The 15436-nt window shown below is 66.1% G+C and carries 27 protein-coding genes; 24 read left to right on the forward strand and 3 right to left on the reverse strand.

Annotation, left to right across the window (positions count from 1 at the left end; genetic code table 11):
* Positions 1 to 3: 3 nt before the first annotated feature.
* Entirely contained in the window at positions 4 to 429 is a 426-nt protein-coding gene (locus PV396_RS20835; RefSeq protein WP_319206644.1) for an ATP-binding protein, read from the reverse strand.
* Positions 430 to 569: 140 nt separating this feature from the next.
* On the opposite strand from PV396_RS20835, the gene PV396_RS20840 reads away from it, so the two are divergent.
* The 3 genes from PV396_RS20840 to PV396_RS20850 are packed head-to-tail and all read left to right on the forward strand — an operon-like array spanning position 570 to position 2483.
* Positions 570 to 1418, forward strand: a complete 849-nt coding sequence (locus PV396_RS20840) for a helix-turn-helix transcriptional regulator (RefSeq protein WP_319207378.1) — start codon at positions 570 to 572, stop codon at positions 1416 to 1418.
* Entirely contained in the window at positions 1415 to 1603 is a 189-nt protein-coding gene (locus PV396_RS20845) for a DUF397 domain-containing protein (protein ID WP_319206646.1), read from the forward strand. Before PV396_RS20840 ends, PV396_RS20845 begins: the two co-directional genes overlap by 4 nt.
* A 49-nt stretch (positions 1604 to 1652) precedes the next feature.
* Positions 1653 to 2483, forward strand: a complete 831-nt coding sequence (locus PV396_RS20850; RefSeq protein WP_319206648.1) for a hypothetical protein — start codon at positions 1653 to 1655, stop codon at positions 2481 to 2483.
* 95 nt (positions 2484 to 2578) lie between these two features.
* Here the strand turns inward: PV396_RS20850 and PV396_RS20855 are convergent, their stop codons facing one another.
* Positions 2579 to 3475 carry a hypothetical protein gene (locus PV396_RS20855; protein ID WP_319206650.1) on the reverse strand — a complete coding sequence of 299 codons (897 nt, stop codon included), beginning with the start codon at positions 3473 to 3475 and terminating at the stop codon, positions 2579 to 2581.
* Between the two features lie 510 nt (positions 3476 to 3985).
* Here PV396_RS20855 and PV396_RS20860 point away from each other — a divergent pair.
* The gene (locus PV396_RS20860; RefSeq protein WP_319206652.1) at positions 3986 to 4828 is read left to right on the forward strand and encodes a hypothetical protein; all 843 of its coding nucleotides are present in this window, start codon (positions 3986 to 3988) and stop codon (positions 4826 to 4828) included.
* Between the two features lie 39 nt (positions 4829 to 4867).
* Here PV396_RS20860 and PV396_RS20865 read toward each other — a convergent pair whose 3' ends face one another.
* The gene (locus PV396_RS20865; protein ID WP_319206653.1) at positions 4868 to 5569 is read right to left on the reverse strand and encodes a hypothetical protein; all 702 of its coding nucleotides are present in this window, start codon (positions 5567 to 5569) and stop codon (positions 4868 to 4870) included.
* A 497-nt stretch (positions 5570 to 6066) separates the two neighbouring features.
* Between PV396_RS20865 and rpsJ the strand changes: the two genes are divergently transcribed.
* The 20 genes from rpsJ to rpmD all read left to right on the forward strand — a co-directional run bounded on the left by rpsJ (position 6067) and on the right by rpmD (position 15435).
* Entirely contained in the window at positions 6067 to 6375 is a 309-nt protein-coding gene (gene rpsJ, locus PV396_RS20870) for a 30S ribosomal protein S10 (protein ID WP_003948644.1), read from the forward strand.
* A gap of 17 nt (positions 6376 to 6392) precedes the next feature.
* Entirely contained in the window at positions 6393 to 7037 is a 645-nt protein-coding gene (gene rplC, locus PV396_RS20875; RefSeq protein ID WP_319206654.1) for a 50S ribosomal protein L3, read from the forward strand.
* Positions 7038 to 7044: 7 nt separating this feature from the next.
* Positions 7045 to 7701, forward strand: coding sequence for a 50S ribosomal protein L4 (rplD, locus tag PV396_RS20880; RefSeq protein ID WP_319206655.1), 657 nt, complete (start codon positions 7045 to 7047; stop codon positions 7699 to 7701).
* Positions 7701 to 8120 (forward strand): 50S ribosomal protein L23, encoded by a 420-nt coding sequence (gene rplW / locus PV396_RS20885; protein ID WP_319206656.1) that lies wholly within the window; start codon positions 7701 to 7703, stop codon positions 8118 to 8120. Before rplD ends, rplW begins: the two co-directional genes overlap by 1 nt.
* A 38-nt stretch (positions 8121 to 8158) precedes the next feature.
* Positions 8159 to 8995, forward strand: a complete 837-nt coding sequence (rplB, locus tag PV396_RS20890; RefSeq protein ID WP_006376052.1) for a 50S ribosomal protein L2 — start codon at positions 8159 to 8161, stop codon at positions 8993 to 8995.
* A gap of 12 nt (positions 8996 to 9007) precedes the next feature.
* A complete protein-coding gene (gene rpsS, locus PV396_RS20895) occupies positions 9008 to 9289 on the forward strand; it encodes a 30S ribosomal protein S19 (RefSeq protein ID WP_010986346.1) in 282 nt (93 codons plus the stop codon).
* Positions 9290 to 9331: 42 nt separating this feature from the next.
* On the forward strand, positions 9332 to 9679 hold the full coding sequence (gene rplV / locus PV396_RS20900) for a 50S ribosomal protein L22 (protein ID WP_319206659.1): 348 nt from the start codon (positions 9332 to 9334) through the stop codon (positions 9677 to 9679).
* Entirely contained in the window at positions 9679 to 10524 is an 846-nt protein-coding gene (gene rpsC / locus PV396_RS20905) for a 30S ribosomal protein S3 (protein WP_319206660.1), read from the forward strand. The genes rplV and rpsC overlap by 1 nt, the downstream gene beginning before the upstream one ends.
* 5 nt (positions 10525 to 10529) lie before the next feature.
* The gene (rplP, locus tag PV396_RS20910) at positions 10530 to 10949 is read left to right on the forward strand and encodes a 50S ribosomal protein L16 (RefSeq protein WP_319206662.1); all 420 of its coding nucleotides are present in this window, start codon (positions 10530 to 10532) and stop codon (positions 10947 to 10949) included.
* A complete protein-coding gene (gene rpmC / locus PV396_RS20915) occupies positions 10949 to 11173 on the forward strand; it encodes a 50S ribosomal protein L29 (protein WP_003998824.1) in 225 nt (74 codons plus the stop codon). The genes rplP and rpmC overlap by 1 nt, the downstream gene beginning before the upstream one ends.
* Positions 11173 to 11457 carry a 30S ribosomal protein S17 gene (gene rpsQ / locus PV396_RS20920; RefSeq protein WP_319206664.1) on the forward strand — a complete coding sequence of 95 codons (285 nt, stop codon included), beginning with the start codon at positions 11173 to 11175 and terminating at the stop codon, positions 11455 to 11457. The genes rpmC and rpsQ overlap by 1 nt, the downstream gene beginning before the upstream one ends.
* Before the next feature lie 112 nt (positions 11458 to 11569).
* Positions 11570 to 11938: a 50S ribosomal protein L14 gene (gene rplN, locus PV396_RS20925; protein WP_006376015.1), complete on the forward strand. Its 369-nt coding sequence runs from the start codon at positions 11570 to 11572 to the stop codon at positions 11936 to 11938.
* A gap of 2 nt (positions 11939 to 11940) precedes the next feature.
* Complete coding sequence (gene rplX / locus PV396_RS20930; protein ID WP_052839850.1) at positions 11941 to 12264, forward strand: 50S ribosomal protein L24; 324 nt, start codon at positions 11941 to 11943, stop codon at positions 12262 to 12264.
* Positions 12264 to 12821: a 50S ribosomal protein L5 gene (gene rplE / locus PV396_RS20935; RefSeq protein ID WP_319206666.1), complete on the forward strand. Its 558-nt coding sequence runs from the start codon at positions 12264 to 12266 to the stop codon at positions 12819 to 12821. Before rplX ends, rplE begins: the two co-directional genes overlap by 1 nt.
* A 5-nt stretch (positions 12822 to 12826) precedes the next feature.
* Positions 12827 to 13012, forward strand: a complete 186-nt coding sequence (locus PV396_RS20940; RefSeq protein WP_003948630.1) for a type Z 30S ribosomal protein S14 — start codon at positions 12827 to 12829, stop codon at positions 13010 to 13012.
* Between the two features lie 215 nt (positions 13013 to 13227).
* Positions 13228 to 13626 (forward strand): 30S ribosomal protein S8, encoded by a 399-nt coding sequence (gene rpsH / locus PV396_RS20945; RefSeq protein WP_043443042.1) that lies wholly within the window; start codon positions 13228 to 13230, stop codon positions 13624 to 13626.
* Positions 13627 to 13647: 21 nt separating this feature from the next.
* Entirely contained in the window at positions 13648 to 14187 is a 540-nt protein-coding gene (gene rplF / locus PV396_RS20950; protein WP_319206669.1) for a 50S ribosomal protein L6, read from the forward strand.
* A gap of 3 nt (positions 14188 to 14190) precedes the next feature.
* The gene (rplR, locus tag PV396_RS20955; RefSeq protein WP_319206671.1) at positions 14191 to 14577 is read left to right on the forward strand and encodes a 50S ribosomal protein L18; all 387 of its coding nucleotides are present in this window, start codon (positions 14191 to 14193) and stop codon (positions 14575 to 14577) included.
* Positions 14578 to 14647: 70 nt separating this feature from the next.
* A complete protein-coding gene (gene rpsE / locus PV396_RS20960) occupies positions 14648 to 15253 on the forward strand; it encodes a 30S ribosomal protein S5 (RefSeq protein WP_006376045.1) in 606 nt (201 codons plus the stop codon).
* Positions 15253 to 15435, forward strand: a complete 183-nt coding sequence (rpmD, locus tag PV396_RS20965; RefSeq protein WP_006376032.1) for a 50S ribosomal protein L30 — start codon at positions 15253 to 15255, stop codon at positions 15433 to 15435. The genes rpsE and rpmD overlap by 1 nt, the downstream gene beginning before the upstream one ends.
* The last annotated feature ends 1 nt before the right edge of the window (position 15436 follow it).

The following is a 15436-nucleotide window of genomic DNA, read 5'->3' on the forward strand; positions in this document are numbered from 1 at the left end:
CCCTCACCCCACCCCACACTCCGCCCAAACCGTCTTCCGAGGCCGCGGCCCCAGTTTCACCCCCCACCGCTCCGCCAACGCCTCCACGATCACCAGTCCCCGCCCCGACTCGCTGTCCGGCCCCACCTCCCGTACCCCCGGCATCACGTCGTCCCGGGTGTCCGTCACCTCGATGCGCAAGGTGGCGCCCATGACGTACAGCGCGAGCCGGAAATCGCGGCCGGGTACGCGGCCGTGGGTCACGACATTCGCCGCGAGTTCGGCGACGAGATGTTCGGCGGGGTCCAACGGGAGCCTCCATTCGCGCAGTTGCTGTACCGCCAGCTGACGAGCCTGCCGGGCTCCACAGGGCGTGGGCGGCAGGAGGGCGCTGAAGTTGTTGGTGTTGCCGATGAGTTGGGTCCGGTGATCGACGGTTTCTTGGTTCATGTCACTCAGCGTGGCCGAACATGCTTGCCTTGACGTGCGGTGACGCCGGTGCGTATCCGTGCTGTCCGGTTCTTGTCTCGCCCTGTCTCGGCTGTCTCGGATGACGTGCGGGTACGGGTGCGCGTTGGAGGTGGGTGGGCATGAGCAACGAAGGTATGGACGAGGCTGGCTGGGACATCGAGCCCGGAGACGAAAGTGCGCCCTTGATGGAGGGGCTTGGGCGACTCGTCAAGTTCTGCCGGGAGCAGGCCGGGATGCGGGTGGCCGACTTCGCCCAAGCCATGGGGTACGGCGAGGACATGATCCGCAAGATCGAGCGTGGGGCACGGATTCCAAGGGTGGAGTTCCTGGATCGTGCTGACGATGTTCTGAACGCGCACGGGCATCTGAGGTCCTTCAAGGAGGACGTGGAGAAGGCTCAGTACCCGAAGAAGGTGCGCGAGCTGAAGAAGATGGAGGACCGGGCCGTCGAGATGTTGCTGTACAGCAACCACAACATCCACGGCCTGTTGCAGACACGGGAGTTCGCGCAGGCGCTGCTCGGGACATGGCGGCCCAAGCTCTCGACGCAGGATCTGGACGGGGCGGTCGCTGGGCGCATGGCGCGGCAGACCGTGTTCCAGCGGGAGCCTGCTGCGGAGCTCAGTTTTGTCCAGGAACAGGTGACTCTCGAACGTCCCATCGGCGGGACAATGGTGCTGCGGCAACAGCTGGAACACCTGCTGGAGGTCGCCCAGTTGCCGAACGTCGAGTTCCAGGTGATGCCGACCGCACGCGCGGATCACCCGGGAACAGGCGGTCGCATCCAGGTGCTGAAATTCGGGGACGGTACGGGAGCGGGGCGCACCGACGACGAGTTCGGCGGACGGCCGGTCTCCAGCCCGAGGCAGCTCCAGATCCTCGAACTGCGGTATGGCATCATCCGAACTCAGGCGCTCTCCCCGGGGGAGTCGCTGGCCTTCATCGAGCAAGCGCTGGGAGCACTATGAGCGCCACGGAACTCAACTGGTTCAAGAGCAGCTACAGCGACAGCAGCAATCCCAGCGACTGCGTCGAAATAGCCACCACCCCCACCCTCATCCACATCCGCGACTCCAAATCCCCCCAGGGCCCCCGTCTCGCTCTCGCCCCCACCGCCTGGGCGGAGTTCATCCCGTACGCGTCCGGCAGTTGATCACACCGGTGTAGCCTTTCCGATTCCTTTACACATCGGAGAGGCCTGAATGAACCGAAGACGTAGCGCCGCCGTGATCGCGACAGCCGGGGCCCTCGCGCTCTCGGTGCTCAACGCCCCGGCAGCGCAGGCCAAGGACACGGGCATCGTCGTGTCGGACCTGGTCATCAACAACGGAAAGCCGATCGTGGTCGGCACCTCGAGGGTGGTGGAACCGCCCGTCACCTTCAATATCGCTCTGCCTCCCGGGTACGGCACTGACGACCCGTTCCGCTACTCCACGGATCCCTTTCTGTATCGGGGAAGTCTGACGCAGGCGGCTGACACTGGGGACAGCTACATAGGGCTGGGCGGATACACCTGTTATGACGTCAGCGCCAAGAAAGCTCGTTGCGAGGGCACCCTCTACATCGATCCCCATCCGTCGCGTGAGCAGGTCGACTCCAACAGCGACGCCACCAACTGGCGGATTGCTGTGTCGCTGCGTCTGTTCAAGGCGGACGAGGTGACTCTCGTCGCCCAGGAGTTCGAGACAAGGCCCGGTGGCGTCTCCCTGAGGCGCGCCGCCAAGCTCGCCGTCGCCGACGCCACCCCGGAGCCGGTCGCCAAGGGCAAGAAGGTCACCCTCGCCGGCAAGCTCACCCGGGCGAACTGGACCACCCACAAGAACGGCCCCTACGCCGGCAGCACGGTCGCTCTCCAGTTCCGCGCCAAGAACGCCACGACCTTCAAGACGCTCAAGAAGGTCACCACCAACAGCGCGGGTGCCCTTCGCACCACGGTCACGGCCTCCACCGACGGGTTCTTCCGGTGGGTGTACCTCGGGAACACGACCACCGGCACCGCGACCAGCGGCCAGGACTACATCGACGTGCGCTGAACCAACGACCGACCAGCTGGATGAACCGTCTGTCGAAGCCGCGCCATGTGTGTGCGGCTCCGACAGACGGCGCGCTGCGGTCGGCGGGACTTCGGTTACTGGTCCGCGAAGAGGTCCGCAGCGGAAGTGGCGGTGAGGGCGCGGGTGAGCCAGGTGCGCAGTGTCTCAGTGTCGTCGCAGCCGGTGATCCGGTCACGGATCTCATCGGTCACGTCGACGCCGCGCTGCTCCAGGACGAGCAGTATGGCGGTGGCCTGGCCTTCGGCCTGGCCCTGTGCTCGGCCCTGTGCTCGGCCTTCGTCGCGGATCTCTTCCGCGATGTACGACTTGTAGAAGGAGAGGTCCACGGCCACCAGTTTCCTCCAGTACTGCCTGGCCGGGCGGTCGCCCATGCCTTGTGCGGTGAATTCGATGATCGGGTCGGCGATGTCCTCGGGCTCGCCCTGCAGAGCTGTGGACAGTGCTTTCAGTATGGCAAAGATGTCCGGATCGGTCGCGTGCGTGATGGCGGACAGGGCGGCCAGTGCCAGGTCAGCGCGGGCCTCGGCCGGGTCGGTGATGACGGGGGTGTTGTGCGGGCCCACCACGAGGGGCGTGAGAGTGAGCGTGGGCAGTCCGGGCGGGCCGCTGGTCACCGGTTGCTGGGCCCATTTGGCCACGGCGTGGTCCTGGCACACGACCATGAGCGCGGTGGGCAGCTTGTACGTGGTCCACAAGTACGACGTGTAGTACGCCCAGCTCGCGGGCTTGGCCGGGTTCTTCGTCCGCTGCGACTCGATGGCCAGGAGGTAGGAGCCGTGCTCGGCGCTCTTCAGCCGTAGGAGGGTGTCCACGCGGCGTTCGACAGGCTCGGTCTCGGTGAGGTCGGTGGGCATGACGGTGACTTCCACCGGGGTGGGGAGCGAGAAGCCGAGCACGTCGGAGAGGCGGCTGAAGAGGCGTGGATCGTGCTGGAAGATGCGGTGCATCGCCTCGTGGGGCGCGCTGACCATAAGGGTTCCTGGGAGTGTGAGGTCGTACGAGCCATGCGTTGAGAAATTGCCTTTGGCATGTTCCGAGGTGGATCTGGCTGTGAGCGTAGGAGTCCAACAGGGGCTGGCAGCAGCCAAGTTGGTGATGTTCACCCTGACGGGTGGCTGACTCCGAGAGCCGGTCCGCCGTCGAGTTGACGGCCTTCGCCGCATCTGCCGGGCTTCGGACCGCGGAAGGCCCGCTCACAGTCGTCGCAGTTCTGGAGTGGATGCCGGACGGGCGGCGCATGCCCTTCGGCTGGAAGGTCGGAGGTGGCGGAGGCGAGTTGTGCGGAGCGGATCTCCTACTCAGGCCACTGAGCGACGCCGAGGCGCGGCGGACGGACAGACGAGCCGGGGGGCGTCCTCACGTATGCGCGGGCTGCTCCAGCAACAGGCGTACCAGCAAGTCGAGTTCCTCAGCTGCGAGGGAACTGCGGGATCTCGTACGCTTCCGGCAGTTGATCGAGCAGCTACCGGAAGAAGGTGCGCATGAACGCAGGTATACGGGGCCGAAGACGTACCGCCGCCGTGATCGCGACAGCTGGAGTCCTCGCGCTCTCGGTGCTCAACGCCCCGGCAGCGCAGGCCAAGGACACGGGCATCGTCCTGTCGGACCTGGTCATCAACAACGGCAAGCCGATCGTGATCGGCACGTCGCGGGTGGTGGAACCGCCCACCCGCTTCAACATCACCCTGCCCGCCGGGTACAGCACGGACAACCCGTCCCGCTATGACGCGCACCCCTTCCTCTACCGGGGAAACATCACGCACGCGGCCGACAGCGGAGACAACTACCTGGGGCCGGGCGGATACATCTGTTACGAGCTCGACGCCCACAGGGCCCGATGCGAGGGCGCGATGTACATCGACCCCGCGGCGCGCGACGAGATCGACTCCAACGACGACGCCACCACGTGGAAGATCGGCGTGTCCCTCCGTCTCTACCCGGCCGGCGACGGCCCTGTGGTCGCTCAGGAGTACGAGACGAGGCCCGGAAGTGTCTCCCTGAGGCGGGCCGCGAAGCTCGCCGTCGCCGACGCCACCCCGGAGCCGGTCGCCAAGGGCAAGAAGCTCACCCTCAAGGGCAAGCTCACCCGTGCGAACTGGACCACCTTCAGGAACGGTCCCTACGCCGCCAGTACGGTCAGCCTCCAGTTCCGCGCGAACAACGCCACCACCTTCAAGACACTCAAGAAGGTGACGACCAACAGCGCCGGTGCCCTGCGCACCACGGTCACCGCCTCCGCCGACGGCTTCTTCCGGTGGGTGTACTACGGCAACTCGACGACGGGCACCGCCACCAGCGCCCAGGACTACATCGACGTGCGCTGAGCGTCGTACGGCGTCGTCGGGGGTGTACAGGACATCCGGTCAGTGCGTGAGGCGTCCACCCAACAGCGGCAGCAGCCGCTCCCGGAGGAGTCGGCGGGCCGGGTCCCAGTTCGCCCACAGGAGTTTGTGGCGGGTGCCGTCCGTCATGACCACCTCCAGGCCGGAGGTGGTCAGCCCGCCGTGCAGGCGGGCTGTGGCAATCCCCGAGAACGGGATCAGTTTGTTCGTGGGGTGAGCGGCCAGGACCGTCGTCGGGTCGTGGGCAATGAGTCGGTAGGGTTCCCGGGCCGTCAGGCCGGAGCCGTGGGAGTTGGCCACCGTCTGCATCAACCCGCTGCGGATGCGCAGCAGACCCTCGGGAAGCAGCCACAGTTCGCCGTGGATCCAGTCCAGCCAGCCGGTCGTACAGGTACTGGTCAGCAGGCGGGCCTGTACCAGGCGTACACGGGAGGCGCGGGCCACCGACTCCGTCAGCAGCGTGCTCCACGCGTCGAGGGACGAGACCCGGTGGCCTTCCCCGACGGAGTCGGCCCGTCCCAGGAAGAAGACATGCGCCCGGCCGGCCCCGAACAGCTGGACGACGAGCTGGACCTGCCAGGACGGAGAGGCGATCCGTAGGTCCAGCGCGGCCAGGTCCGCCGACCACAGGCCGTCCGCGACCTGTAGGCCCTCCGCCCGCCAGGCATGTATGTGCGATTCCAGGCGGATCGCGGCGCTGTTCAGGTCCATGTCATATGTCACATCGGAATCATGGTCGATGCGCCCGGGTGGGGGACAAGCCCCGCCCGGGTTTGACCTTCGTCACCCTGCGGGTATTCTCTCCGGCTCGATTGGCGGAGCCCCTGCCCCGTATGGCAGACTGTCCGAGTTGCTCGGTCGAGTGTTGATGCTGCGCGCCTCCCGCCGGGAGGACCGAAAGCGAGTCCCACAGTACTCGTCGCCCTATCTGTCGTAAGGCAGCGCTGGGGCGGACGTACGGGAATCTTTCGGGAAGTGTCAGTGCGGCGCCGGCCAGGCACCCGGTGGGTCCGCGTCAGGAACGTCTGGCGCAGTCGCCCTCGGCCTGCGGTTCCGGAAGGGCCGTGTTGTGTCACCCCGTGCAGGGACGTCTCGGATGGGACATCCATGTCGGTGAGAGCGCGACACACCCGACCGCGTGGGTCGGAGAAGCAGGGCGGCGAAGCAGTACGGGACACCGGGTTCCAGAGCGTACGAAGAGACAGGACTACTGAGTAGCCATGGCGGGACAGAAGATCCGCATCCGGCTCAAGGCCTACGACCACGAGGTCATCGACTCCTCGGCGAAGAAGATCGTCGAGACGGTGACTCGCACTGGTGCGTCGGTCGCGGGCCCGGTGCCGCTGCCCACTGAGAAGAACGTGTACTGCGTCATCAAGTCGCCGCACAAGTACAAGGACTCGCGCGAGCACTTCGAGATGCGCACGCACAAGCGCCTGATCGACATCCTCGACCCGACGCCCAAGACCGTTGACTCTCTGATGCGACTCGACCTCCCGGCCGGTGTCGACATCGAGATCAAGCTCTAGGGGACGGTGATCTGAGAATGGCTAAGCAGATCAAGGGCATCCTGGGCGAGAAGCTCGGCATGACGCAGGTGTGGGACGAGAACAACCGCGTTGTTCCGGTCACCGTCGTCAAGGCCGGCCCGAACGTCGTGACCCAGGTCCGTACGAATGACTCCGACGGCTACGAGTCGGTCCAGATCGCCTTCGGCGAGATCGACCCTCGCAAGGTGAACAAGCCCCTCAAGGGTCACTTCGCCAAGGCTGACGTCACCCCCCGCCGCCACCTCGTCGAGATCCGTACCGCTGACGCCAGCGAGTACACCCTCGGCCAGGAGATCACCGCCGAGACCTTCGAGGCCGGCGTCAAGGTGGACGTGACCGGCAAGAGCAAGGGCAAGGGCTTCGCCGGTGTCATGAAGCGTCACAACTTCAAGGGCCTCGGCGCCGGCCACGGTGTCCAGCGCAAGCACCGCTCCCCCGGCTCGATCGGTGGCTGCGCCACCCCCGGCCGTGTGTTCAAGGGCGTCCGCATGGCGGGCCGCATGGGCAACGAGCGGGTCACCACCCAGAACCTGACCGTCCACGCCGTTGACGCGGAGAAGGGTCTGCTGCTCATCAAGGGCGCTATCCCTGGTCCGAACGGCGGCCTCGTCCTGGTCCGCACCGCGGCCAAGGGGGCCTGAGGTACCGATGAGCACTGTTGACATCCTTTCGCCCGCTGGCGAGAAGACCGGTAGCGTCGAGCTCCCCGCGGAGATCTTCGACGTAGAGAAGATCAGCATCCCGCTGCTTCACCAGGTCGTCGTCGCACAGCTGGCCGCTGCCCGTCAGGGCACGCACAAGACCAAGACCCGCGCCGAGGTCCGTGGTGGTGGCCGCAAGCCGTACCGCCAGAAGGGCACCGGCCGCGCGCGCCAGGGTTCGACCCGTGCGCCGCAGTTCGCCGGTGGTGGCGTCGTGCACGGTCCCGTGCCGCGTGACTACTCGCAGCGGACCCCGAAGAAGATGAAGGCCGCGGCCCTGCGCCACGCCCTCACCGACCGGGCCCGCAACGCTCGCATCCACGTCGTCACCGGCGTGATCGAGGGCGACAACCCCTCCACCAAGGCCGCGAAGAGCCTGCTCGCCAAGATCAGTGAGCGCAAGAACGTGCTGCTGGTCATCGAGCGCTCCGACGAGGCCGGGCTGCTTTCGGCCCGCAACCTGCCCCAGGTGCACATCCTGGACCCGGGCCAGCTGAACACGTACGACGTTCTCGTCTCGGACGACGTGGTCTTCACCCAGGCCGCTTTCGAGTCCTTCGTGTCCGGCCCCAAGGCCACTGACACCGAAGGGAGCGAGGTCTGATGGCGATCCGTCACCCCGCCATTGCCTCCAAGGCGGCCAAGGCCGCCAAGGCCGCGCGCGTCGCCAAGGCGAAGCGCCACGAGGCCGAGGGCAAGAACACCGTCGTCACGCCGGCCAGCAAGTCGTACACGGACCCCCGTGACGTCCTGCTGAAGCCCGTCGTGTCCGAGAAGAGCTACGCGCTCATCGACGAGAACAAGTACACGTTCATCGTCGCTCCCGGCAGCAACAAGACCCAGATCAAGCAGGCCGTCCAGGCGGTCTTCTCGGTCAAGGTCACCGGGGTCAACACGATCAACCGCATCGGCAAGCGCAAGCGCACCAAGAGCGGTTTCGGTAAGCGCGCTGACACCAAGCGCGCGATCGTGACCCTCGCCGAGGGCGACCGTATCGACATCTTCGGCGGTCCGGCCGCGTAAGCGGGTCGGATCGTCCGATATCGGACGAGGACTGAGAAATGGGAATCCGCAAGTACAAGCCGACTACGCCGGGCCGCCGTGGCTCCAGCGTCGCCGACTTCGTCGAGGTCACGCGGTCCACGCCGGAGAAGTCGCTGGTTCGCCCCCTGCACAGCAAGGGCGGCCGTAACAATTCCGGTCGTGTGACCGTTCGCCACCAGGGTGGCGGACACAAGCGCGCCTACCGCGTGATCGACTTCCGTCGTCACGACAAGGACGGCGTGCCGGCGAAGGTCGCGCACATCGAGTACGACCCCAACCGCACCGCGCGCATCGCGCTGCTGCACTACGCGGACGGCGAGAAGCGCTACATCCTCGCCCCCCGCAACCTGTCGCAGGGTGACCGCGTCGAGAACGGTCCCGGGGCCGACATCAAGCCGGGCAACAACCTGGCGCTCCGCAACATCCCGGTCGGTACCACGATCCACGCGATCGAGATCCGTCCCGGTGGCGGCGCCAAGTTCGCCCGCTCCGCCGGTGCCTCGGTGCAGCTGCTGGCGAAGGAGGGCACGATGGCCCACCTTCGTATGCCCTCCGGTGAGATCCGCCTGGTCGACCAGCGCTGCCGCGCCACGGTCGGCGAGGTCGGCAACGCCGAGCAGAGCAACATCAACTGGGGCAAGGCCGGCCGCAAGCGCTGGCTGGGCGTCCGCCCGACCGTCCGCGGTGTGGCGATGAACCCGGTTGACCACCCGCACGGTGGTGGTGAAGGCAAGACCTCCGGTGGTCGTCACCCGGTCTCGCCGTGGGGTCAGAAGGAGGGTCGTACTCGTTCGCCGAAGAAGGCTTCGAACAAGTACATCGTCCGCCGCCGCAAGACGAACAAGAAGCGCTAGGAGCGGGTTTAGATGCCGCGCAGTCTCAAGAAGGGGCCCTTCGTCGACGACCACCTGATCAAGAAGGTGGACGCACAGAACGAAGCCGGTTCCAAGAACGTCATCAAGACCTGGTCCCGTCGCTCGATGATCATCCCGGCCATGCTCGGCCACACGATCGCGGTGCACAACGGCAAGACCCACATTCCGGTGTTTGTCACCGAGTCGATGGTCGGCCACAAGCTCGGCGAGTTCTCGCCGACGCGCACCTTCCGGGGTCACGTCAAGGACGACCGGAAGTCGAAGCGCCGCTAACGCGGGGTGGAATCGACCATGACAGACACTGGAAGGACAACCATGGAAGCCAGGGCCCAGGCGCGGTACATCCGCGTTACGCCCATGAAGGCCCGCCGCGTGGTGGACCTTATCCGTGGCATGGATGCCACGGAGGCTCAGGCGGTCCTGCGTTTCGCCCCGCAGGCCGCGAGCGTGCCGGTCGGCAAGGTGCTTGACAGCGCCATTGCCAACGCCGCGCACAACTACGACCACACCGACGCCGACAGCCTTTTCATCTCCGAGGCGTTCGTCGACGAGGGCCCGACCCTGAAGCGGTTCCGTCCGCGTGCCCAGGGCCGCGCCTACCGGATCCGCAAGCGGACCAGCCACATCACCGTGGTCGTCAGCAGCAAGGAAGGTTCCCGGTAATGGGCCAGAAGGTAAACCCGCACGGGTTCCGACTCGGCATCACCACCGACTTCAAGTCGCGTTGGTACGCCGACAAGCTGTACAAGGACTACGTCGGAGAAGACGTCGCCATCCGTCGGATGATGACGTCCGGCATGGAGCGCGCCGGTATCTCGAAGGTTGAGATCGAGCGCACCCGCGACCGCGTCCGCGTCGACATCCACACCGCGCGTCCGGGCATCGTCATCGGCCGCCGCGGCGCCGAGGCCGACCGTATCCGTGGCGACCTGGAGAAGCTGACCAAGAAGCAGGTTCAGCTCAACATCCTCGAGGTCAAGAACCCGGAGACGGACGCTCAGCTGGTGGCCCAGGCCGTCGCCGAGCAGCTCTCCTCCCGCGTCTCCTTCCGTCGGGCCATGCGCAAGAGCATGCAGTCCGCCATGAAGGCCGGCGCCAAGGGCATCAAGATCCAGTGCGGTGGCCGTCTCGGCGGCGCCGAGATGTCCCGCTCGGAGTTCTACCGCGAGGGCCGTGTGCCCCTGCACACCCTCCGTGCGAACGTCGACTACGGCTTCTTCGAGGCCAAGACGACCTTCGGCCGTATCGGTGTGAAGGTCTGGATCTACAAGGGCGACGTCAAGAACATCGCCGAGGTCCGCGCCGAGAACGCTGCTGCCCGTGCGGGTAACCGCCCGGCCCGCGGCGGTGCCGGTGGCGGCAGCGACCGTCCGGCCCGTGGTGGTGGCCGTGGTGGCGAGCGTGGCGGCCGCGGCCGCAAGCCGCAGCAGGCTCCCGCTGCCGAGGCCCCCAAGGCCGAGGCCCCGGCGGCTGCCGCTCCGGCTGAGAGCACCGGAACGGAGGCCTGACCGAAATGCTGATCCCCCGTAGGGTCAAGCACCGCAAGCAGCACCACCCGAAGCGTCGTGGCATGTCCAAGGGTGGTACGACGGTCGCGTTCGGCGAGTACGGCATTCAGGCCGTCACGCCGGCGTACGTGACCAACCGCCAGATCGAGGCGGCCCGTATCGCGATGACCCGCCACATCAAGCGTGGCGGCAAGGTCTGGATCAACATCTACCCGGACCGCCCCCTCACCAAGAAGCCTGCCGAGACCCGCATGGGTTCCGGTAAGGGTTCCCCCGAGTGGTGGATCGCGAACGTGCACCCCGGTCGGGTCATGTTCGAGCTGTCCTACCCCAACGAGAAGATCGCCCGTGAGGCCCTCACTCGCGCAGCCCACAAGCTGCCGATGAAGTGCCGGATCGTCAAGCGCGAGGCAGGTGAAGCGTGATGTCGGCCGGTACCAAGGCGTCCGAGCTGCGCGAACTGGGTGACGAGGAGCTTCTCGCGAAGCTCCGCGAAGCCAAGGAAGAGCTGTTCAACCTCCGCTTCCAGGCGGCGACCGGTCAGCTCGAGAACCACGGTCGGCTCAAGGCCGTCCGCAAGGACATCGCGCGGATCTACACCCTGATGCGTGAGCGCGAGCTGGGCATCGAGACGGTGGAGAGCGCCTGATGAGCGAGAGCAACGTGACTGAGCAGACCGAAGCCCGCGGCTTCCGCAAGACCCGTGAGGGTCTCGTCGTCAGCGACAAGATGGACAAGACCGTCGTCGTCGCCGTCGAGGACCGCGTGAAGCACGCGCTGTACGGCAAGGTCATCCGCCGTACCAGCAAGCTCAAGGCTCACGACGAGCAGAACGCCGCCGGCGTCGGCGACCGTGTCCTCCTCATGGAGACCCGGCCGCTGTCCGCCACGAAGCGGTGGCGCATCGTCGAGATCCTCGAGAAGGCCAAGTAATACCTCCTGCGGGCACCCCCGCAGGACAGTTCCGCCAGGCTCGGTGGGGGCCTCGTACTCGTAAGAGATACGAGTCCCCCGCCGGGAACCGGCAGACAATCAGGAGATAGACGTGATCCAGCAGGAGTCGCGACTGCGTGTCGCCGACAACACTGGTGCGAAGGAAATCCTTTGCATCCGTGTCCTCGGTGGCTCCGGTCGCCGCTACGCGGGCATCGGTGACGTCATCGTCGCCACCGTCAAGGACGCGATCCCCGGCGGCAACGTGAAGAAGGGTGACGTCATCAAGGCGGTCATCGTTCGCACCGTCAAGGAGCGCCGCCGTCCCGACGGCTCGTACATCCGCTTCGACGAGAACGCCGCTGTCGTTCTGAAGAACGACGGCGACCCTCGTGGCACCCGTATCTTCGGCCCGGTCGGCCGGGAGCTGCGCGAGAAGAAGTTCATGAAGATCATCTCGCTCGCGCCGGAGGTGCTGTAAGCATGAAGATCAAGAAGGGCGACCTGGTTCAGGTCATCACCGGTAAGGACAAGGGCAAGCAGGGCAAGGTCATCGCGGCCTTCCCCCGCGAGGACCGCGTCCTGGTCGAGGGTGTCAACCGGGTCAAGAAGCACACCAAGGCCGGCCCGACCGCTCGCGGTTCGCAGGCCGGCGGCATCGTCACGACCGAGGCGCCCGTCCACGTCTCCAACGTCCAGCTGGTCGTTGAGAAGGACGGCAACAAGGTTGTCACGCGTGTCGGTTACCGCTTCGACGACGAGGGCAACAAGATCCGCGTTGCCAAGCGGACGGGTGAGGACATCTGATGGCTACCACCACCACTCCGCGTCTCAAGACGAAGTACCGCGAGGACATCGCGGGCAAGCTGCGTGAGGAGTTCTCCTACGAGAACGTCATGCAGATCCCCGGCCTCGTCAAGATCGTGGTCAACATGGGTGTGGGCGACGCCGCCCGCGACTCCAAGCTGATCGAGGGCGCCATCCGCGACCTCACCACGATCACCGGTCAGAAGCCGGCCGTCACCAAGGCCCGCAAGTCCATCGCGCAGTTCAAGCTGCGTGAGGGTCAGCCGATCGGTGCCCACGTCACGCTCCGTGGCGACCGCATGTGGGAGTTCCTGGACCGCACCCTGTCGCTCGCGCTGCCGCGCATCCGCGACTTCCGTGGTCTGTCCCCCAAGCAGTTCGACGGCCGTGGCAACTACACCTTCGGTCTCACCGAGCAGGTCATGTTCCACGAGATCGACCAGGACAAGATCGACCGCACCCGGGGTATGGACATCACCGTGGTGACCACGGCGACCAACGACGCTGAGGGCCGTGCGCTCCTCCGTCACCTCGGCTTCCCCTTCAAGGAGGCGTGAGCGAGATGGCGAAGAAGGCTCTGATTGCCAAGGCTGCTCGTAAGCCCAAGTTCGGCGTACGTGGCTACACGCGCTGCCAGCGCTGCGGCCGTCCGCACTCCGTGTACCGCAAGTTCGGCCTGTGCCGCGTGTGCCTTCGTGAGATGGCTCACCGTGGCGAGCTGCCGGGCGTGACCAAGAGCTCCTGGTAATCCCGTTTTCTAGGGATTCCCGAAGCTCTCGGTAAGCAATGGGTTGGTCAGGTGCCCACCCCTCCATGGCTTAGGCTGGGAGGGTTGGGCGCTTGACGCCCGTACGACTTACTACGCCGTAGGTCCCCCGCACCGCACCCGTCCCGCCACTGAGTGAGTGGGGAGAGGGATGGCGCATTCAGGAAACCCCGGCGAGAGAGGCCGAAGGCCAATTCATGACCATGACTGATCCGATCGCGGACATGCTGACTCGTCTGCGTAACGCGAACTCGGCATACCACGACAGCGTGGGTATGCCGCACAGCAAGATCAAGTCGCACATCGCGGAGATCCTCCAGCAGGAGGGCTTCATCACGGGCTGGAAGGTCGAGGACGCCGAGGTCGGCAAGAACCTCGTTCTCGAGCTGAAGTTCGGCCCGAACCGTGAGCGCTCCATCGCGGGCATCAAGCGGATCTCCAAGCCCGGTCTCCGGGTGTACGCGAAGTCCACCAACCTGCCGAAGGTGCTCGGCGGCCTGGGCGTGGCGATCATCTCCACGTCGCACGGTCTCCTCACCGACAAGCAGGCCGGCAAGAAGGGCGTAGGCGGAGAAGTCCTCGCCTACGTCTGGTAGAAGGGAACGGAGGAAACAGCTATGTCGCGTATTGGCAAGCTCCCCATCACGGTTCCCGCCGGCGTGGACGTCACCATCGACGGCCGTACGGTCCAGGTGAAGGGCCCCAAGGGCACTCTCTCCCACACCGTCGCTGCGCCGATCGACATCGCCAAGGGTGAGGACGGCGTTCTCAACGTCACCCGCCCCAACGACGAGCGTCAGAACAAGGCCCTGCACGGCCTGTCCCGCACGCTGGTGGCGAACATGATCACCGGCGTGACCGCGGGTTACGTGAAGAAGCTCGAGATCAGCGGTGTCGGTTACCGCGTGGCGGCGAAGGGCACGAGCCTCGAGTTCGCGCTCGGCTACAGCCACTCGATCACCGTCGAGGCGCCCGAGGGCATCTCGTTCAAGGTCGAGAACCCGACCCGCTTCTCTGTCGAGGGAATCGACAAGCAGAAGGTCGGCGAGGTTGCGGCCAACATCCGCAAGCTGCGCAAGCCCGACCCGTACAAGGCCAAGGGCGTCAAGTACGAGGGCGAAGTCATCCGCCGCAAGGTCGGAAAGGCGGGTAAGTAAGCCATGGCATACGGTACGAAGATCGCTAAGGGCGACGCTTACAAGCGTGCTGCCATCAAGCGGCGTCACATCCGCATCCGTAAGAAGGTCAACGGAACGGCTGAGCGTCCCCGCCTGGTTGTGACCCGCTCGAACCGCCACATCGTGGCCCAGGTCATCGACGACATCCAGGGTCACACCCTGGCGTCGGCGTCGACCCTGGACGCTTCGATCCGCGGTGCCGAGGGCGATGACAAGTCGGCGCAGGCCGGCAAGGTCGGCGCACTGGTCGCCGAGCGTGCCAAGGCCGCAGGTGTCGAGGCCGTCGTGTTCGACCGTGGTGGCAGCCGGTACGCCGGTCGCATCGCCGCCCTGGCCGACGCCGCCCGCGAAGCCGGGCTCAAGTTCTGAGCCGCCCGTCGCGCTTGCGGCCTTGTGCCGCGGCGCAGCGTAGCTAGCGGAAAAAGAGAGAGGTAATCCAATGGCTGGACCCCAGCGCCGCGGAAGCGGTGCCGGTGGCGGCGAGCGGCGGGACCGGAAGGGCCGTGACGGCGGCGCTGCTGCCGCCGAGAAGACCGCGTACGTTGAGCGCGTTGTCGCGATCAACCGCGTCGCCAAGGTTGTGAAGGGTGGTCGTCGCTTCAGCTTCACCGCGCTGGTCGTGGTGGGCGATGGCGATGGCACCGTAGGTGTCGGTTACGGCAAGGCCAAGGAGGTGCCGGCCGCGATCGCCAAGGGTGTTGAAGAGGCCAAGAAGCACTTCTTCAAGGTCCCCCGTATCCAGGGCACCATCCCGCACCCGATCACGGGCGAGAAGGCCGCGGGCGTCGTCCTGCTCAAGCCTGCTTCCCCCGGTACCGGCGTTATCGCCGGTGGCCCGGTGCGTGCTGTCCTGGAGTGCGCCGGCGTTCACGACATCCTGTCGAAGTCGCTCGGCTCGTCCAACGCGATCAACATCGTGCACGCGACCGTGGCGGCCCTCAAGGGCCTGCAGCGTCCCGAGGAGATCGCGGCTCGCCGTGGTCTGCCCCTCGAGGACGTCGCCCCCGCGGCTCTGCTCCGTGCGCGTGCGGGAGCGGGTGCGTAATGGCTCGCCTCAAGGTCACGCAGACGAAGTCGTACATCGGCAGCAAGCAGAACCACCGTGACACTCTGCGGTCCCTTGGTCTCAAGGGGATCAACACCGTGGTCGTCAAGGAGGACCGCCCCGAGTTCCGCGGAATGGTGCACACCGTCCGCCACCTCGTGACGGTTGAGGAGGTCGACTGAT

Origin of the sequence: Streptomyces sp. ME02-8801-2C (genome assembly GCF_033793965.1) — a bacterium.
GTDB lineage: Bacteria > Actinomycetota > Actinomycetes > Streptomycetales > Streptomycetaceae > Streptomyces.

What these genes read in the sequence shown, in the direction of transcription:
- rplF (WP_319206669.1), top strand. Translation starts at nt 13,648, where the DNA reads ATGTCGCGTATTGGCAAGCTCCCCATCACGGTTCCCGCCGGCGTGGAC.
- rplE (WP_319206666.1), top strand. Translation starts at nt 12,264, where the DNA reads ATGGCTACCACCACCACTCCGCGTCTCAAGACGAAGTACCGCGAGGAC.
- rplD (WP_319206655.1), top strand. Translation starts at nt 7,045, where the DNA reads ATGAGCACTGTTGACATCCTTTCGCCCGCTGGCGAGAAGACCGGTAGC.
- rplR (WP_319206671.1), top strand. Translation starts at nt 14,191, where the DNA reads ATGGCATACGGTACGAAGATCGCTAAGGGCGACGCTTACAAGCGTGCT.
- rplP (WP_319206662.1), top strand. Translation starts at nt 10,530, where the DNA reads ATGCTGATCCCCCGTAGGGTCAAGCACCGCAAGCAGCACCACCCGAAG.
- PV396_RS20835 (WP_319206644.1), bottom strand. Translation starts at nt 429, where the DNA reads ATGAACCAAGAAACCGTCGATCACCGGACCCAACTCATCGGCAACACC.
- rpmC (WP_003998824.1), top strand. Translation starts at nt 10,949, where the DNA reads ATGTCGGCCGGTACCAAGGCGTCCGAGCTGCGCGAACTGGGTGACGAG.
- rplC (WP_319206654.1), top strand. Translation starts at nt 6,393, where the DNA reads ATGGCTAAGCAGATCAAGGGCATCCTGGGCGAGAAGCTCGGCATGACG.
- rplX (WP_052839850.1), top strand. Translation starts at nt 11,941, where the DNA reads ATGAAGATCAAGAAGGGCGACCTGGTTCAGGTCATCACCGGTAAGGAC.
- PV396_RS20860 (WP_319206652.1), top strand. Translation starts at nt 3,986, where the DNA reads ATGAACGCAGGTATACGGGGCCGAAGACGTACCGCCGCCGTGATCGCG.
- PV396_RS20850 (WP_319206648.1), top strand. Translation starts at nt 1,653, where the DNA reads ATGAACCGAAGACGTAGCGCCGCCGTGATCGCGACAGCCGGGGCCCTC.
- rpsC (WP_319206660.1), top strand. Translation starts at nt 9,679, where the DNA reads ATGGGCCAGAAGGTAAACCCGCACGGGTTCCGACTCGGCATCACCACC.
- PV396_RS20845 (WP_319206646.1), top strand. Translation starts at nt 1,415, where the DNA reads ATGAGCGCCACGGAACTCAACTGGTTCAAGAGCAGCTACAGCGACAGC.
- rpsQ (WP_319206664.1), top strand. Translation starts at nt 11,173, where the DNA reads ATGAGCGAGAGCAACGTGACTGAGCAGACCGAAGCCCGCGGCTTCCGC.
- rpsS (WP_010986346.1), top strand. Translation starts at nt 9,008, where the DNA reads ATGCCGCGCAGTCTCAAGAAGGGGCCCTTCGTCGACGACCACCTGATC.
- PV396_RS20855 (WP_319206650.1), bottom strand. Translation starts at nt 3,475, where the DNA reads ATGGTCAGCGCGCCCCACGAGGCGATGCACCGCATCTTCCAGCACGAT.
- rplV (WP_319206659.1), top strand. Translation starts at nt 9,332, where the DNA reads ATGGAAGCCAGGGCCCAGGCGCGGTACATCCGCGTTACGCCCATGAAG.
- rpsH (WP_043443042.1), top strand. Translation starts at nt 13,228, where the DNA reads ATGACCATGACTGATCCGATCGCGGACATGCTGACTCGTCTGCGTAAC.
- rpsJ (WP_003948644.1), top strand. Translation starts at nt 6,067, where the DNA reads ATGGCGGGACAGAAGATCCGCATCCGGCTCAAGGCCTACGACCACGAG.
- rpsE (WP_006376045.1), top strand. Translation starts at nt 14,648, where the DNA reads ATGGCTGGACCCCAGCGCCGCGGAAGCGGTGCCGGTGGCGGCGAGCGG.
- rpmD (WP_006376032.1), top strand. Translation starts at nt 15,253, where the DNA reads ATGGCTCGCCTCAAGGTCACGCAGACGAAGTCGTACATCGGCAGCAAG.
- PV396_RS20940 (WP_003948630.1), top strand. Translation starts at nt 12,827, where the DNA reads ATGGCGAAGAAGGCTCTGATTGCCAAGGCTGCTCGTAAGCCCAAGTTC.
- rplB (WP_006376052.1), top strand. Translation starts at nt 8,159, where the DNA reads ATGGGAATCCGCAAGTACAAGCCGACTACGCCGGGCCGCCGTGGCTCC.
- rplW (WP_319206656.1), top strand. Translation starts at nt 7,701, where the DNA reads ATGGCGATCCGTCACCCCGCCATTGCCTCCAAGGCGGCCAAGGCCGCC.
- PV396_RS20840 (WP_319207378.1), top strand. Translation starts at nt 570, where the DNA reads ATGAGCAACGAAGGTATGGACGAGGCTGGCTGGGACATCGAGCCCGGA.